Annotated in this window: 19 protein-coding genes, 2 pseudogenes and 1 other annotated feature; of the genes and pseudogenes, 17 read left to right on the top strand and 4 right to left on the bottom strand. The window is 39.8% G+C overall.

What is annotated here, in order from left to right; translation table 11 throughout:
* Positions 1–151 precede the first annotated feature (151 nt).
* Complete coding sequence (gene gla, locus SPPN_RS07190; protein WP_000348129.1) at positions 152–1,021, top strand: aquaglyceroporin Gla; 870 nt, start codon at positions 152–154, stop codon at positions 1,019–1,021.
* A gap of 614 nt (positions 1,022–1,635) precedes the next feature.
* Here the strand turns inward: gla and SPPN_RS07185 are convergent.
* Positions 1,636–2,033, bottom strand: a pseudogene (locus tag SPPN_RS07185) (transposase); the annotation flags it as partial.
* Positions 2,034–2,435: 402 nt separating this feature from the next.
* Here SPPN_RS07185 and tuf point away from each other — a divergent pair.
* Together tuf and SPPN_RS13970 are read left to right on the top strand one after the other, a co-directional pair.
* A complete protein-coding gene (gene tuf / locus SPPN_RS07180; protein WP_001040724.1) occupies positions 2,436–3,632 on the top strand; it encodes an elongation factor Tu in 1,197 nt (398 codons plus the stop codon).
* Positions 3,633–3,728: 96 nt separating this feature from the next.
* Positions 3,729–4,079: a hypothetical protein gene (locus tag SPPN_RS13970; RefSeq protein WP_014017297.1), complete on the top strand. Its 351-nt coding sequence runs from the start codon at positions 3,729–3,731 to the stop codon at positions 4,077–4,079.
* 77 nt (positions 4,080–4,156) lie between these two features.
* Here SPPN_RS13970 and SPPN_RS07170 read toward each other — a convergent pair whose 3' ends face one another.
* Together SPPN_RS07170 and SPPN_RS07165 are read right to left on the bottom strand one after the other, a co-directional pair.
* The gene (locus tag SPPN_RS07170; RefSeq protein ID WP_000837546.1) at positions 4,157–5,239 is read right to left on the bottom strand and encodes a DEAD/DEAH box helicase; all 1,083 of its coding nucleotides are present in this window, start codon (positions 5,237–5,239) and stop codon (positions 4,157–4,159) included.
* The gene (locus SPPN_RS07165; RefSeq protein WP_000915857.1) at positions 5,236–6,213 is read right to left on the bottom strand and encodes a Gfo/Idh/MocA family protein; all 978 of its coding nucleotides are present in this window, start codon (positions 6,211–6,213) and stop codon (positions 5,236–5,238) included. Before SPPN_RS07165 ends, SPPN_RS07170 begins: the two co-directional genes overlap by 4 nt.
* A 196-nt stretch (positions 6,214–6,409) precedes the next feature.
* Between SPPN_RS07165 and SPPN_RS07160 the strand changes: the two genes are divergently transcribed.
* From SPPN_RS07160 to SPPN_RS07125, 8 genes are all read left to right on the top strand, one after another.
* Positions 6,410–7,384 (top strand): Rpn family recombination-promoting nuclease/putative transposase, encoded by a 975-nt coding sequence (locus SPPN_RS07160; protein WP_000603335.1) that lies wholly within the window; start codon positions 6,410–6,412, stop codon positions 7,382–7,384.
* A gap of 603 nt (positions 7,385–7,987) precedes the next feature.
* Positions 7,988–8,587: a DUF6088 family protein gene (locus tag SPPN_RS07155; RefSeq protein ID WP_000998387.1), complete on the top strand. Its 600-nt coding sequence runs from the start codon at positions 7,988–7,990 to the stop codon at positions 8,585–8,587.
* 234 nt (positions 8,588–8,821) lie between these two features.
* A complete protein-coding gene (pgdA, locus tag SPPN_RS07150; RefSeq protein ID WP_049779895.1) occupies positions 8,822–10,213 on the top strand; it encodes a peptidoglycan-N-acetylglucosamine deacetylase PgdA in 1,392 nt (463 codons plus the stop codon).
* Positions 10,214–10,327: 114 nt separating this feature from the next.
* On the top strand, positions 10,328–11,170 hold the full coding sequence (locus tag SPPN_RS07145; protein ID WP_001099666.1) for an aldo/keto reductase: 843 nt from the start codon (positions 10,328–10,330) through the stop codon (positions 11,168–11,170).
* A gap of 272 nt (positions 11,171–11,442) precedes the next feature.
* A complete protein-coding gene (locus SPPN_RS07140; protein WP_000429570.1) occupies positions 11,443–12,204 on the top strand; it encodes a hypothetical protein in 762 nt (253 codons plus the stop codon).
* 367 nt (positions 12,205–12,571) lie between these two features.
* Positions 12,572–13,489: a glycine--tRNA ligase subunit alpha gene (glyQ, locus tag SPPN_RS07135; protein ID WP_000038740.1), complete on the top strand. Its 918-nt coding sequence runs from the start codon at positions 12,572–12,574 to the stop codon at positions 13,487–13,489.
* A 211-nt stretch (positions 13,490–13,700) separates the two neighbouring features.
* The gene (gene glyS, locus SPPN_RS07130; protein ID WP_000164732.1) at positions 13,701–15,737 is read left to right on the top strand and encodes a glycine--tRNA ligase subunit beta; all 2,037 of its coding nucleotides are present in this window, start codon (positions 13,701–13,703) and stop codon (positions 15,735–15,737) included.
* 42 nt (positions 15,738–15,779) lie between these two features.
* Positions 15,780–16,037 (top strand): DUF896 family protein, encoded by a 258-nt coding sequence (locus SPPN_RS07125; protein ID WP_000371298.1) that lies wholly within the window; start codon positions 15,780–15,782, stop codon positions 16,035–16,037.
* Between the two features lie 99 nt (positions 16,038–16,136).
* Here the strand turns inward: SPPN_RS07125 and SPPN_RS12180 are convergent.
* Positions 16,137–16,346 (bottom strand): annotated as a pseudogene (locus SPPN_RS12180) (FAD:protein FMN transferase); the annotation flags it as partial.
* Between the two features lie 37 nt (positions 16,347–16,383).
* On the opposite strand from SPPN_RS12180, the gene SPPN_RS12175 reads away from it, so the two are divergent.
* The 6 genes from SPPN_RS12175 (at position 16,384) to rpmI (ending at position 20,431) form a co-directional block, all read left to right on the top strand.
* Positions 16,384–17,187 carry an IS5 family transposase gene (locus SPPN_RS12175; protein WP_001105159.1) on the top strand — a complete coding sequence of 268 codons (804 nt, stop codon included), beginning with the start codon at positions 16,384–16,386 and terminating at the stop codon, positions 17,185–17,187.
* A 144-nt stretch (positions 17,188–17,331) separates the two neighbouring features.
* Complete coding sequence (locus tag SPPN_RS07110) at positions 17,332–17,550, top strand: hypothetical protein (RefSeq protein WP_044012184.1); 219 nt, start codon at positions 17,332–17,334, stop codon at positions 17,548–17,550.
* Between the two features lie 32 nt (positions 17,551–17,582).
* Complete coding sequence (locus tag SPPN_RS07105) at positions 17,583–18,176, top strand: ABC transporter ATP-binding protein (RefSeq protein WP_000939894.1); 594 nt, start codon at positions 17,583–17,585, stop codon at positions 18,174–18,176.
* Positions 18,173–19,357 (top strand): hypothetical protein, encoded by a 1,185-nt coding sequence (locus SPPN_RS07100; RefSeq protein ID WP_000652059.1) that lies wholly within the window; start codon positions 18,173–18,175, stop codon positions 19,355–19,357. The genes SPPN_RS07105 and SPPN_RS07100 overlap by 4 nt, the downstream gene beginning before the upstream one ends.
* Positions 19,358–19,520: 163 nt before the next feature.
* Positions 19,521–19,652, top strand: a sequence feature (ribosomal protein L20 leader region).
* A 15-nt stretch (positions 19,653–19,667) separates the two neighbouring features.
* Positions 19,668–20,198: a translation initiation factor IF-3 gene (gene infC / locus SPPN_RS07095; protein ID WP_000848180.1), complete on the top strand. Its 531-nt coding sequence runs from the start codon at positions 19,668–19,670 to the stop codon at positions 20,196–20,198.
* Positions 20,199–20,230: 32 nt separating this feature from the next.
* On the top strand, positions 20,231–20,431 hold the full coding sequence (gene rpmI / locus SPPN_RS07090; RefSeq protein ID WP_001125943.1) for a 50S ribosomal protein L35: 201 nt from the start codon (positions 20,231–20,233) through the stop codon (positions 20,429–20,431).
* Positions 20,432–20,468 lie beyond the last annotated feature (37 nt).

The following is a 20,468-nucleotide window of genomic DNA, read 5'->3' as shown; positions in this document are numbered from 1 at the left end:
TTTCGAGAAGATTAAAAACGCTTACAAGTTCATTAGACTGGGAAACTCTGAATCCTATTTTTTTAAAAATATTTCCAGAAATCAGTTGATAAATAGGGTAAAAATTGATAGAATAAAGAATATCTAAAAAATTTTAAGGAGAATCTAGCAAATGGATTTCACATGGGCACTGAAATATGCCACTGAATTTTTGGGAACTGCCATTTTGATCATTCTTGGGAATGGTGCAGTTGCCAACGTTGAACTTAAAGGTACGAAAGGTCACCAAAGTGGCTGGCTCGTCATCGCTGTTGGTTATGGTATGGGGGTTATGATCCCAGCCTTGATGTTTGGTAACGTATCTGGGAACCACATCAACCCTGCTTTCACTCTAGGACTTGCAGTTAGCGGTCTTTTCCCTTGGGCACAAGTGGTACCTTACATTATCGCGCAAGTCTTGGGGGCTATCTTTGGTCAAGCCTTAGTTGTGGCAACACACCGTCCATTCTACTTGAAAACTGAAAACCCAAATAACATCTTGGGAACTTTCTCAACTATTTCAAGTATTGACCATGGTACAAAAGAAAGTCGCTATGCAGCAACTGTTAATGGTTTTGTAAACGAGTTTGTTGGTTCATTTGTTTTGTTCTTTGCAGCTCTCGGTTTGACTAAAAACTTCTTTGGTGCTGAAGTGCTTCAATACATGAAACAAATGGCAACACAAGCAGGACAGACAGTTGATTTTTCTGACTTGGCTATTAAAGCACAGGTGGCTCCACACACTGCTTCAGGACTTTCTGTGGCTCACTTGGCACTTGGATTCCTCGTTATGGCTTTGGTAACATCACTTGGAGGACCTACAGGACCTGCCTTGAACCCAGCTCGTGACTTGGGGCCACGTCTCCTTCATGCTTTCCTTCCGAAATCAGTTCTTGGTGAGAATAAAGGCGATTCAAAATGGTGGTATTCTTGGGTACCAGTAGTAGCACCTATTGCAGCAGCAATTGCGGCAGTAGCTGTATTCAAATTCCTTTATCTCTAAGAAATAGCTCCTTTAACATTTGAGTGAGCACCATTTATAAGTAAGAGAGGATCAGATTGGTTCTCTCTTTTTGATTTTTCAGGGAAATGAAAGAAAATCGACACAAACTCCTCTCCAGCAGTGGTTTAAAAGTCTCAGTGGGTTATTCCAACTTTAATGGGCTATAGTAGGTTGCAGTTGAAATAATAGACCCTTTTTCTCAAACATTGTGAGAAATTAGTTTGAATTCCCCAATCAAATTGTGCAGTTTTCATTCTACTATATATTATATTATCGGAGATGGGTTCCCTATCTTGTAAGTCTGCTTTATAGTGGGTTGAAGTTGGAATAGTCCGCCCTTCTTTCTCGAACATTGTGAGGAATTGATTTGCCTTCCTCAACAAAATGTTTAGTTTTTATTTCATTTTGCCATAAAATAAGCGATTAGGGGGCTATTCTTCGACCAACATTGGCTCTGCTGTGTCCTATGATTGTTATCGTTTTATCTGCAATCTTATACTCAATGAAAATCAAAGAGCAAACTAGGAAACTAAACCCAGCTTGACCAAAGCACAAGTTTTGAGGTCGCAGGTAGAACTGACCAAGCTGATGTGGTTTGAAGAAATTCCCCAAGGCAATCCTAATTTTCCATGATGGATCCAGTAGTAGATGGTAGAAATTCCCACGTTAACGCCCTTAGCCTTGACCATCATTTCAGGAGAAACCTTTTGGTTATGATAGTGGAGAATCTTTTCCTTCAGCTCCTTGGTCAATCTTGATTTCTTGACCGAGCGCTTGCGATTATTTTCATAAGCCTGTTGAGCATAGTCGGCAGAATAAACCTCTTTAAAGCGTCCTTTTCCAAGACATTGTCGGACTGTCCCACGCTTGTTTCAGTATGGATAGTTTGAGGAGCTTTTCCAAGTAAAGAGGCGATTTCTCTATTTGATTTCCCTTCCTTTTTCCATCGTTCGATTAAGCGACGGCTATCGATTATCAAATGTTTGGCTTTTGTAGTATAATGGTTTTGCATCTCTGTGCCTTTCTTGTGTTTGTGATTGAACAACAAGTATAACACAGAGGTGTTTTCTTATGCCTAGAAGAGCTTTCATTTGACAAGAGGAACCCTTGAAGCAGTTTTGTCAGCTAAACCAAGGCTAATCTTAGCCTTGGCTTGTCAGCCTAACAGCATCAAGCCTCTTATCAAATGAAATCGAGTGCTAGCTATCAGCTAGTTGAACCATCTAATTTTTAGGAGGGCTGGGTGGCTAACTTCATTATAGAACTTTCAGTTAAATTTTTACCAAGAATAATTCACAAAAACGTTGTAAAACACTTGCAATTTAGCTGAAATTTGATAAAATAGTAAGGAAAGTTAGACTGTATTGCCTACTGTCTATCTATAAAATATATTTTATTGGAGGCTTTTACTCAAATGGCAAAAGAAAAATACGATCGTAGTAAACCACACGTTAACATTGGTACTATCGGACACGTTGACCACGGTAAAACTACCCTAACTGCAGCTATCACAACTGTTTTGGCACGTCGCTTGCCTTCATCAGTTAACCAACCTAAAGACTATGCGTCTATCGATGCTGCTCCAGAAGAACGCGAACGCGGTATCACAATCAACACTGCGCACGTTGAGTACGAAACTGAAAAACGTCACTACGCTCACATCGACGCTCCAGGACACGCGGACTACGTTAAAAACATGATCACTGGTGCCGCTCAAATGGACGGTGCTATCCTTGTAGTAGCTTCAACTGACGGACCAATGCCACAAACTCGTGAGCACATCCTTCTTTCACGTCAGGTTGGTGTTAAACACCTTATCGTCTTCATGAACAAAGTTGACTTGGTAGACGACGAAGAATTGCTTGAATTGGTTGAAATGGAAATCCGTGACCTATTGTCAGAATACGACTTCCCAGGTGACGATCTTCCAGTTATCCAAGGTTCAGCTCTTAAAGCTCTTGAAGGTGACTCTAAATACGAAGACATCGTTATGGAATTGATGAACACAGTTGATGAGTACATCCCAGAACCAGAACGTGACACTGACAAACCATTGCTTCTTCCAGTCGAAGACGTATTCTCAATCACTGGACGTGGTACAGTTGCTTCAGGACGTATCGACCGTGGTATCGTTAAAGTCAACGACGAAATCGAAATCGTTGGTATCAAAGAAGAAACTCAAAAAGCAGTTGTTACTGGTGTTGAAATGTTCCGTAAACAACTTGACGAAGGTCTTGCCGGAGATAACGTAGGTGTCCTTCTTCGTGGTGTTCAACGTGATGAAATCGAACGTGGACAAGTTATCGCTAAACCAGGTTCAATCAACCCACACACTAAATTCAAAGGTGAAGTCTACATCCTTACTAAAGAAGAGGGTGGACGTCACACTCCATTCTTCAACAACTACCGTCCACAATTCTACTTCCGTACTACTGACGTTACAGGTTCAATCGAACTTCCAGCAGGTACTGAAATGGTAATGCCTGGTGATAACGTGACAATCGACGTTGAGTTGATCCACCCAATCGCCGTAGAACAAGGTACTACATTCTCTATCCGTGAGGGTGGACGTACTGTTGGTTCAGGTATGGTTACAGAAATCGAAGCTTAATTCGATTTAGTTCCCAGAAGAACAATTATTTAAGTCAGACACTAAAAGAATCTTGCTTTGCAAGGTTCTTTTTTTCAGATATTGAACTAATACTCAATGAAAATCAAAGAGCAAACTAGGAAGCTAGCTGCAGGCTGCTCAAAACACTGTCTTGAGGTTGTAGATAGAACTGACGAAGTCAGCTCAAAACACTGTCTTGAGGTTATAGATAAGACTGACGAAGTCAGCTCAAAACATGGTCTTGAGGTTGTAGATAGAACTGATGAAGTCAGCTTAAAACACTGTCTTGAGGTTGCAGATAGAACTGACGAAGTCAGCTCAAAACACTGTCTTGAGGTTGCAGATAAGACTGACGAAGTCAGCTCAAAACACTGTTTTGAGGTTGCAGATAAGACTGATGAAGTCAGTATCATATACATACGACAAGGCGAAGCTGACGCGGTTTGAAGAGATTTTCGAAGAGTATAAAATTGAATTGCTTATAAAAAGCTCCATACACTGGATGTGTATAGAGCGATGGGGCTTTATTTAATATAGAGTTCTTGATTTTTCAAGACAATTTCACGTACGCTCGCAAATTTCTTAAGTTTTTTAAGTTCTTCTGGATGAGTGACGAGAGTGATAACATAACCTTCCTTGCCCATACGGCCAGTACGGCCAGCACGGTGAGTGTAGGTTTCAATATCTCTAGGAATATCAAAGTTTACGACACATTCTAGGCTATCGATATCAATTCCACGTGCCAGAAGGTCTGTTGCTAGAAGCAGGGTTAGTTGCTTGTCTTTAAACTTTTCTAAGATGACTTTTCTAAATTTGACATTAACATCACTAGCGAGAGAAACAGCCAAGATATCCCGATACTGTAATTTTTCCTCTGCACTTCCAAGGTCTGATAGGCTGTTAAAGAAGACCAGACCGCGGAAATCCTCCACATGAGCTAGTTTTCGTAGCATATCCACTCGGTGACGTTGGTCTACCTGCATATAGAAATGTTGGATGTTATCCAGTTTTTGGTCAGAGAGATCAATGGTACGTGTGTTTGGCGCAATCTTTTCTTGGTCAAACTTAGTCGTGGCACTCATGTAGACCAGTTGGTGGTCACGCGGTGCGTAGTGAGTGATTTTCTCAACAAAGTGAATCTGAGAATCATCTAGCAATTGGTCGAATTCATCCAGGATGATGGTTTCCACATTCATCATCTTGATTTTTTTCAATTTAATGAGTTCAAAGATACGTCCAGGAGTTCCAATCAGAATTTCTGGTCCTTTTTTTAGGCGTTCAATCTGGCGTTTCTGGCTCGAACCTGATAAGAAGAGTTGGGGAGTCAAGCCGATAGTCTCAGCCCACGTTTTACATACATCAAAAATCTGTCCAGCAAGCTCTGTATTTGGTGCTAGAATCAAGAGTTGCTGCGCTTTTTTCTTTTGTAGTCTGAGAAGACTTGGTAGGAGGTAAGCTAGGGTCTTACCGGTTCCTGTTGGACTTACTCCTAGAAGATTTTCTCCTGCAAGAATGGGCTCAAATAGTTGAGTTTGAATGGGGGTAAATTCTTGGAAACCGAGTTGGTCACTTAGTTCTTGCCATTCAGTAGGTAGTTTGCTTTTCATTTTTCTGCCTCAAATCTAATGCCAGCAGTCTGGCGCATGGTATATAGTAGCTCATGAACAGAGCCTGCATCATCCAGCCAAGTCTGGTAAAGTGTCTGGTCTGGTTGCTGAATCATGTGTGCAAATGCAGTGACTTCCTCAGTCATCGTATGAGGAGCCTGTTGAATAGGGAGCTGGACTTGATTGCCTTGGTGGTCGGTAAAAATAGCTGAGCGAATATGCTCAATCGTGTTGAGGGTCAAGGTTCCATTTGTTGTGTAAATTTCGCAAGGAAGATTGGAAGTGATGTTTTTCCCAGCCTTGATATGAACTTGAAAGTCAGGGTAGAAGAGGATACCGTCTCCATTTAGGTCCATGCTATTGTCAAGCTGTTGAGCCATGTAGGTTGCGTCCTCAGCCTTTCCAAAGAGACGAACGGCAGCGTAGAGAGGATAAATCCCCAAATCCATAAGTGCTCCACCAGCAAAACGCTCTGAAAAGACATTGGGCGTATGCCCAGCCAACAAGTTAGGCATTTTGGAAGAATATTTGGCATAGTTGAAATCTGCCCCCAAAATTTGTTTGTCTGCTAAAAAGTTTTTGATGATAGTGAAAGCTTTTTCATGGTAATTACGAGCTGCTTCAAAGATAAAACAGTGATTTTTTTCAGCTGTTTGAACCAAATCCGGCCAGTCTTGTGGCTGAGTGACAGCTGGCTTTTCAAGAATGACATGTTTACCTGCAGACAAGGCAGCCTTTGCCTGAGCAAAATGCAAGGAGTTTGGACTGGCAATATAGACTACATCGAAGGAGCTCTTGAAGAAGTCTTCTAATTGATCAAATAGTTGGATATCCTGATAGCGAGAAGCAAAGGTTGCTGCGGTTTCAAGTTTCCTAGAATAGACTGCGACCAGCTGGTATTTCCCACTAGCATGGGCTGCTTCTATGAAGTGGTGGCTGATATCGCCAGTGCCAATGATACCTAATTTAAGCATAAATACTCCTTTTCTGATTTTAAATCCTTCTTTTATTATAACATAGATAGACGGGACTATCCAACAGAGGGGAAAAATTTCAAATAAGCGATTAGCTTTCTTCTGAAGAAAAGCTTTCTTTTACGAATAAATAGATAGAAGCATCAAATCTAGCAAATTAGATTAAAAAATGTGCTATAATAGAAGGAGGAGAAGGATGATTCTAAGACATCCGGGCATTAGCCCGACCAACGACTTGGTTGCTAAGAAAATTTTTAGCAATCCAGAAATCACTTGTCAATTTATTCGCGATATGCTGGACTTGCCAGCAAAAAATGTGACGATTTTGGAGGGAAGTAACATTCACGTCTTGCCTTCCCTGCCCTACTCGGCGCAGGATTTCTATACCAGTATAGACGTCTTGGCGGAGTTGGATAATGGCACTCAAGTAATCATTGAAATCCAAGTCCATCATCAGAATTTTTTCATCAATCGTTTATGGGCTTACCTGTGCAGTCAGGTCAATCAAAATCTTGAAAAAATTCGCCAGCAAGAAGGCAATACTCACCAGAGCTACAAACACATCGCACCAGTATACGCTATTGCAATTGTGGATAGTAATTATTTTCAAGATGATTTGGCTTTCCACAGTTTTAGCATGCGAGAGGACACGACAGGTGAGGTCTTAACCATCACAAATAACGGTCAGGAAAACCATCTGGTTAAGATGGCTTTCTTGGAACTAAAAAAATACAGAGAAACCAGCAAAGACAAGGTTCGTAAACCATGGTTAGAGTTTTTCGGGAATAAACCCTTTACCCAGCAGCCCGAGCGAGCCATCAGCCAAGCAGATCAACTGCTGGACTACAAGAGTTGGTCCGAGGAGGATAAGAAAATGTTTAGTGAACAACGCAGGCGAGAAGAACAAGCCATGTTAGCACAGGACTATGCCTTAGAAACTGCTAGGGCGGAAGGGATTGAACAAGGACTGGAGCGCGGTCTTGAACGTGGGCGAGCTGAGGGCATTGAACAGGGAATTGAACGTGGACGAGCTGAAGGCATCGAACAGGGATTAAAAGTAAGTTTAGCAAATCTAGTTCGTCAAGGTCTTCTAACACCTGAGGTTGCGAGTGAGCAATTAGGCATGACTGTGGCTGAGTTTGAAGAACTATTGAAAGAGCATCATAAATAAGACCTAAAAAATACAGAGAAACCAGCAAAGACGAGGTTCGCAAGCCGTGGTTGGAGTTTTTTGGCAACAAGCCCTTTACCGAGCGAGTCATCAGCCAAGTAGACCAACTGCTGGATTAAAAATTAGGAAATATCGTGTAGAAAATAGTAACAGATTTTATCTCTTTGTGGGATGAAGTCTGTTTTTTTGTATGATGGGCAGGTCCTACATCTGAGTGGCAAGTTCTCCGTAGGTATCCGCTATTGGTTAATGCATAGCATATCTGAATGAAATAAGAACTAAACAAATCAGTCAGGAAAGTCAAAGTAATTTCTATTATAGTAGATTGAAACTAGAATAGTGCGCCTCTACTTCTAAAACATTGTTAGAAATCGATTTGACTGTCCTGATCGAATCGTCCTATTCTTATTTCATTTTACAATATAAAAGAAATAAATACGGCTGACTATCCTGATTTTTATAATCAAGCGATTACTGAAATAAGAAATGGGATAAAATAGATAGAGATGTTACATAAGAAATTGTAAGAGGTCTGTTCCCTCTTGATAAAATGACTCTCGCACCCAAAATAGCATCATATTCGGTGCAAAGGAGGTGCGATAGATGAACGATAAGCAGGAAATAGTAAACAGGATAGAAAATTTTGAATCGAATCAAGTTTTTATAGCAAATGATTTCTTTGAAATTGTAGGATATGAAACTGTTCGTAGTACATTAAATCGTCTTGTAAAAGACAAAAAGGTTACTCGCATTTTGAAAGGTATTTATTATAAACCAAAATATATAGAACTGATTGGAGAGTATGCAATGGCCTCTGTGGATGAAGTTGCTGATGCTATTGCTAGAAAATATAATTGGACCATTGCTCCATCGGGAAACACAGCCCTTAATTTACTTGGTCTATCTACGCAGGTACCAGCAAAATGGATCTATATATCAGATGGAAGATATGCCAGTTTTAATGTTGGTAAGGCAAGAATAGAATTTAAGCATAGAAATAATGGAGATATTTCAAATATGTCAACCTTAACTGCAATGGTGATACAATCTGTCAAGGCAATGGGGAAAGAGAACATTACTTCTCAGCAGATTGACTACTTACGGAAAAAATTATCTGAAGAAGAAAAGTCAACATTACTAGCTGAAGGTAAAACTACAAGTGTCTGGGTATATAGTATTATCAAGAAAATATCAGAGGTATAGGGATGTTTGAGGATAAATCGACTGGGAAAAATAAATCAATTTCTCAGAATGTTTTTAGAAGTGACGGTGTCTATTCTAGCTTCAATCTACTAGAAATTCCATAGATAGAAAACTAGATGGTTCCTATAGATAGGGCTGATCTAGTTGATGTGAGATGCTTTGGCTTGCTAGAGGAATTGTGGATTGCCAAACTGTATCATTGAAATTATTGCTTAAATTTGTTATGATATAAACATGAATAAAAGTAGACTGGGACGTGGCAGACACGGGAAAAAGAGACATATATTATTGGCTTTGATTGGTATTTTAGCAATTTCTATTTGCCTATTAGGCGGATTTATTGTTTTTAAAATGTATCAGCAAAAAAGCTTTGAGCAAAAGATTGAATCGCTCAAAAAAGAGAAAGACGATCAATTGAGTGAGGGAAATCAGAAGGAGCATTTTCGTAAGGGACAAACCGAAGTGATTACCTATTATCCTCTCCAAGGGGAGCAAGTGATTTCGTCTGTTAAGGAGCTGATAAATCAAGATATTAAGGACAAGCTAGAAAGTAAGGACAATCTTGTTTTCTACTATACAGAGCAAGAAGAGTCAGGTTTAAAGGGAGTCGTCAATCGTAATGCGACGAAACAAATCTATGATTTAGTTGATTTTAAGGTTGAAGAGACTGAAAAGACCAGCCTAGGAAAGGTTCACTTAACAGAAGATGGGCAACCTTTTACACTTGACCAACTGTTTTCAGATGCTAGTAAGGCCAAGGAACAGCTGATAAAAGAATTGACTTCCTTCTTACAGGATAAGAAATTGGAGCAAGACCAGAGTGATCAGATTGTTAAAGGTTTCTCCGACCAAGACTTATCTGCATGGAATTTTGATTATAAGGATAGTCAGATTATCCTTTATCCGAGTCCTGCGGTTGAAAATTTAGAAGAGATAGCCTTACCAGTATCTACTTTCTTTGATGTTATCCAATCTTCGTACTTACTCGAAAAAGATGCGGCCTTGTACCAGTCTTATTTTGATAAGAAACATCAAAAAGTTGTCGCTCTAACCTTTGATGATGGTCCAAATCCAGCAACGACTCCGCAGGTATTAGAGACTCTAGCTAAATATGGTGTTAAAGCCACTTTCTTTGTGCTTGGGAAAAATGTTTCTGGGAATGAGGACTTGGTGAAAAGGATAAAATCTGAAGGTCATGTTGTTGGAAACCATAGTTGGAGCCATCCGATTCTCTCGCAACTCTCTCTTGATGAAGCTAAAAAACAAATTACTGATACTGAGGATGCGCTAACTAAGGCGCTGGGTTCTAGTTCAAAACTCATGCGTCCGCCTTATGGAGCCATTACAGACGACATTCGCAATAGCCTCGATTTGAGCTTTATCATGTGGGATGTGGATAGTCTGGACTGGAAGAGTAAAAATGAAGCATCTATTTTGACAGAAATTCAGCATCAAGTAGCTAACGGCTCTATCGTTCTGATGCATGATATTCACAGTCCGACAGTCAATGCCTTGCCAAGGGTCATTGAGTATTTGAAAAATCAGGGTTATACCTTTGTGACCATACCAGAGATGCTCAATACTCGCCTAAAACCTCATGAACTGTATTATAGCCGTGATGAATAAGCAAGAAAAAATAGGTTCTGTCAGATATGTGATAGACTTATTTTTTACAAAAGATAGTACTAATTAGCAAAAAAATTATGCTATAAATGATAAATAAAATAGAAGGAGAAGCATATGAATACCTATCAATTAAATAATGGAGTAGAAATTCCAGTTCTAGGATTTGGAACTTTTAAGGCTAAGGATGGAGAAGAAGCCTATCGTGCAGTGTTAGAAGCCTTGAAGGCTGGTTATCGTCATATTGATACGGCGGCGATTTATCAGAATGAAGAAAGTGTTGGTCAAGCAATCAAAGATAGCGGAGTTCCACGAGAGGAATTGTTCGTAACTACCAAGCTGTGGAATAGCCAACAAACCTATGAGCAAGCTCGTCAGGCTTTTGCAGAGTCTTTAGCGAAGTTGGGCTTGGATTATTTGGATCTGTATTTGATTCATTGGCCAAATCCAAAACCGCTTAGAGAAAATGACGCATGGAAAATCCGAAATGCTGAGGTCTGGAGAGCGATGGAAGACCTCTATCAAGAAGGCAAGATCCGTGCTATCGGCGTTAGCAATTTTCTTCCCCATCATTTGGATGCCTTGTTTGAAACAGCAAAAATTCTTCCAGCGGTCAATCAAGTTCGCTTGGCGCCAGGTGTGTATCAAGAGGAAGTCGTAGATTACTGTCGAGAAAAAGGAATTTTATTGGAAGCTTGGGGCCCTTTTGGTCAGGGAGAACTATTTGATAGTAAGGAAGTCCAAGAAATCGCAGCAAATCATGGAAAGTTTGTTGCTCAGATAGCCTTGGCCTGGAGCTTGGCAGAAGGATTTCTACCACTTCCAAAATCTGTCACAGCCTCTCGTATTCAGGCTAATCTTGATTGCTTTGGAATTGAATTGAGCCATGAGGAGCGTGAAACCTTAAAAGCGATTGCTGTTCATTCTGGTGCTCCACGAGTTGATGATGTGGATTTTTAGAAAATCATAAAAAGAATTGTACATTGTTCTAATTTTTGATATAATAGTCAGCAGGAAAGAAAGTCTTATGGCGTTCTTCAAGCGAGCTTGGGATAGTGGGAGCCAAGTAGGGCAAAATAAAGTGCTGGCGCTTTCTGTAGTATTTTCAAAAACAATGAAGTAATAAATTAGGGTGGAACCGCGTTTCTGACGCCCCTAGGTTAAATCAACCTAGGATTGTCGGACGCGGTTCTTTTGCTTATTCAGTCTATTGTGTGAAAGAAAGGAGAGACGTGGAAAATCTTTATCTTGTAAAAGACGATAGTCAACTAGCTACATTTCGTGATTTTGTAGTAAGAAATACTGAAAAGTTGAAAGATTATCAATCTTTTTTAAAGAATGAACTTGCAGTCTGTGATTTACCGCAAGCCGTTATTTGGTCAGATTTTAATGCTGCTACACAGATTATTAGGGAAAGCGCTGTTCCAGCCTATACAAATAATAGAAGAATGGTTATGACGCCTGATTTAGCTGTTTGGAAAGAGTTGTATTTGTATCAGTTGATGGACTACGAGTGTTCTGAGCAAACTCAAGCAATAGAAAGTCACTATCATTCTTTATCTGAAAATTTTCTCTTACAGATTGTAGGACATGAGTTAGCTCATTGGTCGGAACATTTTTTAGATGATTTTGATGGTTACGACTCTTATATCTGGTTCGAAGAGGGGATGGTTGAATATATTAGTCGCAAGTATTTCTTGACAGAAGAGGAATTTCAAGCGGAAAAAATTTGTAATCAATCTCTCGTAGAACTTTTTCAGAAGAAGTATGGTTGGCATTCATTGAATGATTTTGGTTCTTCGACTTATGATAAGAACTATGCAAGTATTTTTTACGAATACTGGCGTAGTTTTTTGACAATAGATAAGTTGGTAGAAAATCTAGGTAGTGTACAAGCGGTCTTCGATTCTTATCATTTATGGGCAAATACAGATAAAACTCTTCCCTTGTTAAATTGGTTTGTTCAGCAGAAAATAATTGAAAAAGAAATATAAAAACTAAAGGAGTAAACAATGTCTAAGAAATTAACATTTTACTGCGTCAGTGGCAGAGACCTCCTTACAGTCGGGCTGCTCCACGCTCAGCACTAGAGTGTCTGAGCTAGACGCAGTACTAACTCGTCTTGCCTCGTATGATCGACGAGGCAGACTCGTGTCGCAAGTAATTTATATAAAAAGGAGTAAACAATGTCTAAAAAATTGACTTTCCACTGCGTCAGTGGCAGAAACCTCCTTCAGTCGGACTGCCCCACGCTCAGCACTAGAGTGCCTGAGCTAGACGCAGTACTAACTCGTCTTGCCTCGTATAATCGACGAGGCAGACTCGTGTCGCAAGAAATCATTTTTTATTAAGGAGTATTCAATGTCTAAGAAATTAACATTTCAAGAAATTATTTTGACTTTGCAACAATTTTGGAATGACCAAGGTTGTATGCTCATGCAGGCTTATGATAATGAAAAAGGTGCGGGAACCATGAGTCCTTACACTTTCCTTCGAGCTATCGGACCTGAGCCATGGAATGCGGCTTATGTAGAGCCATCACGTCGTCCTGCTGACGGTCGTTATGGGGAAAATCCTAACCGTCTCTACCAACACCACCAATTCCAGGTGGTAATGAAGCCATCTCCATCAAACATCCAGGAACTTTACCTTGAGTCTTTGGAAAAATTGGGAATCAATCCTTTGGAGCACGATATTCGTTTCGTTGAGGATAACTGGGAAAATCCATCGACTGGATCTGCAGGTCTCGGTTGGGAAGTTTGGCTTGATGGGATGGAAATCACCCAGTTCACTTATTTCCAACAAGTCGGTGGATTGGCAACCGGCCCTGTGACTGCGGAAGTTACCTATGGTTTGGAGCGCTTGGCTTCTTATATTCAGGAAGTGGATTCTGTCTATGATATTGAGTGGGCCGATGGTGTAAAATACGGAGAAATCTTTATCCAGCCTGAGTACGAACACTCAAAATATTCATTTGAAATTTCAGATCAAGAAATGTTGCTTGAAAATTTTGATAAGTTTGAAAAAGAAGCTGGTCGTGCATCAGAAGAAGGCTTAGTTCACCCTGCCTATGACTATGTTCTCAAATGTTCACATACCTTTAACCTGCTTGATGCGCGTGGTGCCGTATCTGTAACAGAGCGCGCAGGCTATATCGCTCGTATCCGTAACTTGGCCCGTGTCGTAGCCAAAACCTTTGTCGCAGAACGCAAACGCCTAGGTTACCCACTTTTAGATGAAGCAACACGAGTTAAACTCTTAGCAGAAGACGCGGAATAAAGAAAGTGACAAATTACGAAAATGGGCGAACAGTGTGAGCCCTGAACCAGTTGCAGCAGTGATGAAGGTATCCTTAGTGAAACTAAGGATACTAGGCAAAATTGGAGACTTTTGGCTCCAATTTTAGCAATGAAACAACGAAGTTGGTTGCTTGCGTACCAATCACATAAGGCAAACTGGAAAATAAAAAGATATTTTTCGGAGAAAAAACATGACAAAAAACTTATTAGTAGAACTCGGTCTTGAAGAATTACCAGCCTATGTTGTCACACCAAGTGAAAAACAACTAGGCGAAAAAATGGCAGCCTTTCTCAAGGAAAACCGCTTGTCTTTTGAAGCTATTCAGACCTTCTCAACACCACGTCGTTTGGCTGTTCGTTTAACTGGTCTTGCAGACAAACAGTCTGATTTGACAGAAGATTTTAAGGGGCCAGCAAAGAAAATTGCATTGGATAGTGATGGAAACTTCACCAAAGCAGCTCAAGGATTTGTCCGTGGGAAAGGCTTGACTGTTGAAGATATCGAATTCCGTGAAATCAAGGGTGAAGAATATGTCTATGTTACCAAGGAAGAAATTGGTCAAGCAGTTGAAGCCATTGTTCCTGGTGTTGTAGATGTCTTGAAGTCCTTGACTTTCCCTGTCAGCATGCACTGGGCTAACAACACCTTTGAATACATCCGCCCTGTTCACACTTTAACTGTTCTTTTAGATGAAGAAGAGTTTGATTTGGATTTCCTTGATATCAAGGGAGGGCGTGTGAGCCGTGGCCATCGTTTCTTGGGACAAGAAACTAAGATTCAGTCAGCATTGAGCTATGAAGAAGACCTTCGTGCACAGTATGTAATTGCAGATCCACGTGAACGTGAGCAAATGATTGTTGACCAAATCAAGACAATCGAAGCTGAGCGTGGTGTAGGTATCGAGATTGACGCTGATTTGCTGAATGAAGTCTTGAACTTGGTTGAATACCCAACTGCCTTTATGGGAAGTTTTGATGCTAAATATCTTGAAGTTCCAGAAGAAGTTTTGGTGACTTCAATGAAGGAACACCAACGTTACTTTGTTGTCCGTGATCAAGACGGTAAACTATTGCCAAACTTCATTTCTGTTCGTAATGGAAATGCAGAGCATTTGGAAAATGTTATCAAAGGAAATGAAAAAGTCTTGGTCGCTCGCTTAGAAGATGGTGAATTCTTCTGGCGTGAAGATCAAAAATTGGTCATTTCAGATCTTGTTGAAAAATTAAACAATGTGACCTTCCATGAGAAGATTGGTTCCCTTCGTGAACACATGATTCGTACGGGTCAGATTGCTATTCTCTTGGCAGAAAAAGCAGGCTTGTCAGCGGATGAAACAGTTGACCTAGCCCGTGCAGCAGCAATTTACAAGTTTGACTTGTTGACAGGTATGGTTGGTGAATTTGACGAGCTCCAAGGAATTATGGGTGAGAAATATGCCCTTCTTGCTGGTGAAACTCCAGCAGTGGCAACTGCTATTCGTGAACACTACATGCCTACATCAGCTGAAGGAGAACTTCCAGAGAGCAAGGTTGGTGCAGTGCTTGCTATTGCAGATAAATTGGATACGATTTTGAGTTTCTTCTCAGTAGGTTTGATTCCATCAGGTTCTAATGACCCTTATGCCCTTCGTCGTGCGACGCAAGGTGTAGTTCGTATATTGGATGCCTTTGGTTGGCACATTGCTATGGACGAGCTGATTGATAGCCTTTATGCTTTAACATTTGACAGCTTGACTTATGAAAATAAGACAGAGGTTATGAACTTTATCAAGGCTCGTGTTGATAAGATGATGGGTTCTACTCCAAAAGACATTAAGGAAGCCGTTCTTGCAGGATCAAACTTTGTTGTGGCAGATATGTTGGAAGCAGCAAGTGCTCTCGTAGAAGCAAGCAAGGAAGAAGACTTCAAACCATCCGTTGAATCACTCTCTCGTGCCTTTAACTTGACTGAGAAGGCAGAAGGAGTAGCCACAGTTGATTCAGCTCTCTTTGAGAATGAAGAAGAGAAAACCTTGGCAGAAGCAGTAGAATCACTCGTTTTGTCAGGGACTGCCAGTCAGCAATTGAAACAGCTCTTTGCTCTTAGCCCAGTCATTGATGCATTCTTTGAGAATACCATGGTTATGGCTGAAAATGAAGCAGTCCGTCAAAATCGTTTGGCAATCTTGTCTCAATTAACCAAGAAAGCAGCTAAACTTGCACGTTTTAACCAAATCAATACCAAATAAAATCTGTTAAACGGATTAAATCTTATCATAAAGGAGAGAAACATGGATCCTAAAAAAATTGATCGTATCAATGAGCTTGCCAAAAAGAAAAAAGCAGAAGGCTTGACATCAGAAGAAAAAGTGGAACAAGCTAAACTACGTGAGGAGTACATTGAAGGTTATCGTCGCTCTGTTCGTCACCACATTGAGGGAATCAAAATTGTGGACGAAGAAGGTAATGATGTTACACCAGAAAAACTACGTCAGGTACAACGTGAAAAAGGATTACATGGTCGTAGTCTTGATGATCCAAATTCATAATATGTATTCTTTCTTTTTTAAAACTAAATGACTATAACATGAGATTTCCTTTCTCTTTTTACATAATACAATTTTAAAACTCCATTGAAACAGTTGTCTCTATAGAGTAGGAATTCCTGAAGAACAGCTTAGGTGACCTTCTTTATCGATGAGGATGGCTTCGATGCCCTCAAAACTTTCGACTTGCCAGAGGATAGAAGCATGTCTTTCTCCAAAGAGTCGAGTCGTTCAGATTTCGCCATCGACTGATTTATCAGAGATGATTGTTAGACTCGCTAGTTCCGTTTCAACAGGATATCCTGTTTGATTAGACTTCCTGCGAAACAATATATGGTAGAATAGTTCTATGAATTATGAAGCAAGTAAACAACTAACTGATGCACGATTTAAGCTCCTGGTTGGTGTTCAGCGCACGACTTTTGAAGAGATGTTAGCTGTATTAAAAACAGCTTATCAAGGTAAACACGCAAAAGGGGGACGAAAACTCAAATTAAGCCTAGAAGACCTTCTTATGGCCACTCTTCAATATGTGCGAGAATACCGCACTTATGAAGAAATTGCGGCTGATCTTGGTATCCACGAAAGCAACTTAACCCATCGGAGTCAATGGGTTGAAGTAACTCTTGTTCAAAGTGGTTTTACGATTTCAAGAACTCCTCTCAGTTCTGAGGACACGGTAATGATTGATGCGACGGAAGTAAAAATCCATCGCCTTAAAAAACAATTAGCGAATGATTCTGGTAAAAAGAAATGCCGCGCTATGAAGGCTCAGGCGATTGTCACAAGCCAAGGGAGAATTGTTTCTTTGGAGATCACTGTGAACTATTGTCATGATATGAAGTTGTTCAAAATGAGTCGCAGAAATATCGGACAAGCTGGTAAAATCTTGGCTGACAGTGCTTATCAAGGACTCATGAAGATATATCCTCAAGCACAAACTCCGAGGAAATCAAGTAAACTTAAGCCATTAACTCTTGAAGACAAAGCCTGTAACCATGCACTATCTAAGGAGAGCAGCAAGGTTGAGAATATTTTTGCCACAGTAAAAACGTTTAAAATGTTTTCAACAACCTATCGAAATCATCGTAAACGCTTCGGATTACGAATGAATTCGATTGCTGGCATTATCAATCATGAACTAGGATTCTAGTTTTGCAGAAGTCTAGTAGTAAAATAAACTAAAAATCTGTTGCATAATAATGATAAAAACGATATAATGAAAGCGTCTTCGATATTGATGATATAAAATCATTAAAAATTAGCAAAAATCGTTTAATTAGTTAGTTTATAATCTATTGGTCTTCTTCAGTCTAGTGTATCTGCTAAGACCGTTCTTAAAAGTTATCGCTATGATTGGAATACCTACTATAGGTCTAGTATGAATTACCACAGATATGGATATATTGTCATTCCGGAATGGTCTCGTTATTATAGCTATTCTGAGTATAAAGTTGGCGGAGGCTGGAACTACGATCGTTATGAGGTAGTAAACCATTACAAAGGAGGCTATTGATCCTTAAAGAGTGAGAAAAAGGAGGACTGGATATGTTACAGCTTACTCATGTGACCTTAAAAACGCGACAAGTCATCTTACAAGATGTAGATTTCACCTTTGAAAAGGGCAGTATTTATGGCGTTCTTGCTATCAATGGCTCTGGAAAGACGACCCTGTTCCGCACCATTAGCAACTTAATTCCCATAAGTAGTGGACATATCGCAGCTCCTCCTTCTTTATTTTATTATGAGAGCGTTGAATGGCTGGATGGAAACTTAAGTGGGATGGACTACCTTCGTCTTATCAAAAACATCTGGAAGTCAGGTCTGAACTTGAGGGATGAAATTGCCTATTGGGAAATGTCGGACTATGTCAGCCTTCCCATTCGCAAGTATTCCTTAGGCATGAAGCAACGCTTGGTGATTGCCATGTATTTCCTCAGTCAGGCCAAATGCTGGCTTATGGATGAGATTACAAATGGCTTAGATGAGTATTATCGACAGAAGTTTTTTGATAGGCTAGCACAAATCGATAGACAAGAACAGCTGGTTCTTTTAAGTTCCCACTATAAGGAAGAGTTGGTTGATGTCTGCGATAGAGTAATAACCATTCATCAGGGGCAGATAGAAGAGGTTCCGTTATGAAAGATATTAGCCTATTTTTATTAAAGAAAGTTTTCAAAAGTCGTTTAAACTGGTTCATCTTACTTTTATTTGCATCTGTACTCGGTGTTACCTTTTATTTAAATAGTCAGACTGCAAACTCACACAGCTTGGAGAGCGAGTTGGAAACCAGTGTTGTAAAATATGAGAGAATCATCAATGAAAATGAAGTGAAGCTTTCCCAAATGTCTGACACCAGCTCGGAGGAATACCAGAGTGTTAAAAGTAATTTAGACTTGCAAAAAAATTTTTTAACGCAAAAGAAAGAAATTTTGAATTTACTAAAAGAAGGACGATGGAAAGAAGCCTATTATTTGCAGTGGCAAGATGAAGAGAAGAATTATGAAGTTATGTCAAATGAACCGACTGCTAGCTCTGACTTTAAAATGGCGGTTGACCGCCAACGAAAGATTTACCAAGCCCTGTATCCCTTGAACATAAAAGCACATACTTTGGAGTTTCCGACCCACGGGATTGACCAGATTGTCTGGATTTTAGAGGCTATCATCCCAAGCTTGTTTGTGGTTGCTATTATTTTTATGCTAACGCAACTATTTGCAGAAAGATATCAAAATCATCTGGACACAGCTCAGTTATATCCTTTTTCAAAAGTGACATTTGCTTTATCCTCTCTTGGAGTTGGAGTGAGCTATGTAACTGTGCTGTTTATCGGAATCTGTGGATTTTCTTTTCTAGCGGGAAGTCTGATAAGTGGTTTTGGACAGTTAGATTATCCCTACCCAATTTATAGCTTAGCGAATCAAGAGGTAACTATTGGAAAGATACAAGATGTGTTATTTCCTGGCTTGTTCTTAGCTTTCTTAGCCTTTATCGTCATTGTGGAAGTCGTGTATTTGATTGCTTACTTTTTCAAGCAAAAAATGCCTGTCCTTTTTCTTTCACTCATTGGGATTGTTGGCTTATTGTTTGGCATCCAAACCATTCAGCCTCTTCAAAGGATTGCACATCTGATTCCCTTTACTTACTTGCGTTCAGTGGAGATTTTATCTGGAAGATTACCTAAGCAGATTGATAATGTCAATCTAAATTGGAGCATGGGGCTAGTTTTACTTCCTTACTTGATTATCCTTTTGTTAGTGGGGATTTTATTTATCGAAAGATGGGGAAATTCACGTAAAAGGGAAGTTTTTAATAGATTCTAGCTTTCCTATAGGTAGGGAAAATAAGTAAAAACTAACATAGAGAGGGAATCAACTTGATTCTCTCTTTTTGATTCGAAAACCAAACCAAAATACAAACACAAACTTTTCAAAAAATAACTTTTTATCTTGACAAGAGCTAGAAAACTTGGTATCATATAAAAGTTGAGAAAAGCAGAAGTGAGAGCTTCTCGCCTTGTGACATTAAGTTGCCTGGCCCTACGGATGAAAAGTTTCGAAGAAACGCTATCATAACGTGCGGGCTTGTATATTTACGAGTCCGCTATTGTTTTTCTCTAATAAAACAAAAGAGGTGAAAACCATAGCAAAGCAAGACTTATTCATCAATGATGAGATTCGTGTACGTGAAGTTCGCTTGATTGGTCTTGAGGGAGAACAGCTAGGCATCAAGCCACTCAGTGAAGCGCAAGCTTTGGCTGATAACGCTAATGTTGACCTAGTATTGATTCAACCCCAAGCCAAACCGCCTGTTGCAAAAATTATGGACTACGGTAAGTTCAAATTTGAGTACCAGAAGAAGCAAAAAGAACAACGTAAAAAACAAAGCGTTGTTACTGTGAAAGAAGTTCGTCTAAGTCCAACAATTGACAAGGGTGACTTTGATACAAAACTTCGTAATGCACGTAAGTTCCTTGAAAAAGGAAATAAAGTTAAGGTATCTATTCGCTTTAAGGGTCGTATGATTACCCATAAAGAGATTGGTGCAAAAGTTTTAGCCGAGTTTGCTGAAGCAACTCAAGATATTGCCATCATCGAACAACGTGCTAAAATGGATGGACGTCAAATGTTCATGCAATTGGCGCCAGCGACTGACAAAAAATAATTGTCAGAAAGTTAAATAAAGGAGAAAAAATCATGCCAAAACAAAAAACACACCGCGCATCAGCTAAACGTTTCAAACGTACAGGTTCTGGTGGACTTAAACGTTTCCGTGCTTACACTTCTCACCGTTTCCACGGAAAAACTAAGAAACAACGTCGTCATCTTCGTAAAGCATCTATGGTGCATTCAGGAGATTACAAACGTATCAAAGCAATGCTTACTCGCTTGAAATAATAGCTTGACTGTAAGTAAATAATTCTAGGAAATATTT

This window comes from Streptococcus pseudopneumoniae IS7493 (genome assembly GCF_000221985.1).
GTDB lineage: Bacteria > Bacillota > Bacilli > Lactobacillales > Streptococcaceae > Streptococcus > Streptococcus pseudopneumoniae.
Note: the sequence above shows the minus strand (reverse complement) of the source record. Positions and strands in the feature narration are given on the sequence as shown.

Excerpts from the sequence above, each read along its gene's own strand:
- gla (WP_000348129.1), top strand. The coding sequence starts at position 152 with ATGGATTTCACATGGGCACTGAAATATGCCACTGAATTTTTGGGAACT.
- tuf (WP_001040724.1), top strand. The coding sequence starts at position 2,436 with ATGGCAAAAGAAAAATACGATCGTAGTAAACCACACGTTAACATTGGT.
- SPPN_RS13970 (WP_014017297.1), top strand. The coding sequence starts at position 3,729 with ATGAAAATCAAAGAGCAAACTAGGAAGCTAGCTGCAGGCTGCTCAAAA.
- SPPN_RS07170 (WP_000837546.1), bottom strand. The coding sequence starts at position 5,239 with ATGAAAAGCAAACTACCTACTGAATGGCAAGAACTAAGTGACCAACTC.
- SPPN_RS07165 (WP_000915857.1), bottom strand. The coding sequence starts at position 6,213 with ATGCTTAAATTAGGTATCATTGGCACTGGCGATATCAGCCACCACTTC.
- SPPN_RS07160 (WP_000603335.1), top strand. The coding sequence starts at position 6,410 with ATGATTCTAAGACATCCGGGCATTAGCCCGACCAACGACTTGGTTGCT.
- SPPN_RS07155 (WP_000998387.1), top strand. The coding sequence starts at position 7,988 with ATGAACGATAAGCAGGAAATAGTAAACAGGATAGAAAATTTTGAATCG.
- pgdA (WP_049779895.1), top strand. The coding sequence starts at position 8,822 with ATGAATAAAAGTAGACTGGGACGTGGCAGACACGGGAAAAAGAGACAT.
- SPPN_RS07145 (WP_001099666.1), top strand. The coding sequence starts at position 10,328 with ATGAATACCTATCAATTAAATAATGGAGTAGAAATTCCAGTTCTAGGA.
- glyQ (WP_000038740.1), top strand. The coding sequence starts at position 12,572 with ATGTCTAAGAAATTAACATTTCAAGAAATTATTTTGACTTTGCAACAA.
- glyS (WP_000164732.1), top strand. The coding sequence starts at position 13,701 with ATGACAAAAAACTTATTAGTAGAACTCGGTCTTGAAGAATTACCAGCC.
- SPPN_RS07125 (WP_000371298.1), top strand. The coding sequence starts at position 15,780 with ATGGATCCTAAAAAAATTGATCGTATCAATGAGCTTGCCAAAAAGAAA.
- SPPN_RS12175 (WP_001105159.1), top strand. The coding sequence starts at position 16,384 with ATGAATTATGAAGCAAGTAAACAACTAACTGATGCACGATTTAAGCTC.
- SPPN_RS07105 (WP_000939894.1), top strand. The coding sequence starts at position 17,583 with ATGTTACAGCTTACTCATGTGACCTTAAAAACGCGACAAGTCATCTTA.
- SPPN_RS07100 (WP_000652059.1), top strand. The coding sequence starts at position 18,173 with ATGAAAGATATTAGCCTATTTTTATTAAAGAAAGTTTTCAAAAGTCGT.
- rpmI (WP_001125943.1), top strand. The coding sequence starts at position 20,231 with ATGCCAAAACAAAAAACACACCGCGCATCAGCTAAACGTTTCAAACGT.